Annotated in this window: 2 protein-coding genes; both read right to left on the bottom strand. The window is 45.8% G+C overall.

Annotated features, from left to right (window positions below):
- A partial coding sequence (locus ACPYOP_RS32870) for a hypothetical protein (RefSeq protein ID WP_481414374.1) occupies window positions 1-300 on the bottom strand: 300 nt, incomplete at its 3' end.
- Window positions 301-626: 326 nt separating this feature from the next.
- A partial coding sequence (locus ACPYOP_RS32865; RefSeq protein WP_481414373.1) for an NUDIX hydrolase occupies window positions 627-1272 on the bottom strand: 646 nt, incomplete at its 5' end.

Below are 1272 nucleotides of genomic sequence, written 5' to 3'. Positions count from 1 at the left end.
AGATGTGTATAAGAGACAGCCTTTATATCTACTGACGCGGACAGAAAAATATAACAACAGGAATGACATGACAGTATATATTATCTGAAAAATAAAAATATATGGTTTTATACTTGAAATATCCAAAAACTGCTGTGCAGATATAGAACACAACCCGGAAACTAGAAGAAGAGACACCATAAAGGTGGATCCTGTTGTTGGCTGCTTGAGAATGAGCATCTTTGCATAAATATATGCGGTTAGCGCCGTTCCAATAATTGGCACGGGGCCAATTGCCCAAGGCAAGCCGATCAGGGACATTCTTTCTCCGGTGATAGAATAGATTTTCCACTGGTGATCGAGCATAAGCGGGTTCTGGCTTTTCGATCTATTCTCACTGCGTCGTAAGTTTCATTTAGGATTGCAATTGTATGATGGCAGCCCCCGATTGCGACAAGATCTTCATACGGTGCCTTCACATAATCATATTAAGAAATTTCATCTTTTTCCACTTGCCTCCTACCCACATCCACGTATCGCCTTTGAGCAGAAGGCCTATCCATGAGCGAGGTTTATCACTCCAGACGCTACTATCATCTGTTATGGCTGCAAAAATTCCGTTGAAAACCGAAAGAGTGCTGCAATGTTCAGCACGGCGGCGTCAAAGCCAACGGATTGATGGCGGGAGGCGGCGTGTAGCTGATGTTTCCAAGCATCGCATTGAGCGCTTGAGGAATGCTTGGCGGCAATATGGGAGCACCGTCGGGCGGTGGAAGCTGTGGTGTTTCCCCAGATTCCCACGGTCGGGTCTTCATATATTCGTCAATAGTCAGGCCATAGTCAGTGTATCGCATATATCCACCGCCGTTGAATATCGTACCGATAGCAGCGGGTGTTGGGTAAGCTAGGCGCTCTTGTATTTCAGACAGCAGTTTTGCTGTAATTCTGATATTTATGTCTGGATTATTTTTAATATCGTTTCCCACCACGCCTGGGAGTAATGAAGACCACTGTTTTTGTATATTCCCTGGTCGGTATGACTGTGGTTCCCTAACGAGCGAGGTGTAAGTATCATACCAACCATGCGCGTTTTCGGCATAGACCACGGCTCTAAGCATATCAGGATCTATTCCAAACTCACGTGCTGCAGCTGAAATGCTCGCTTCGTTATCACGTACGGCTTGTTTGCCGATTGCAGACATTGAATACCACGGATGCGGATTTGCTTGCTGGAGCTCGCCGGATGCATGTCTGCCGACTTCATTGAAGAATTGAAACGTAACTCCAACGTCT

The sequence above is a fragment of the Rhizobium sp. KNZ2-6A genome (genome assembly GCF_056755475.1).
Note: the sequence above shows the minus strand (reverse complement) of the source record. Positions and strands in the feature narration are given on the sequence as shown.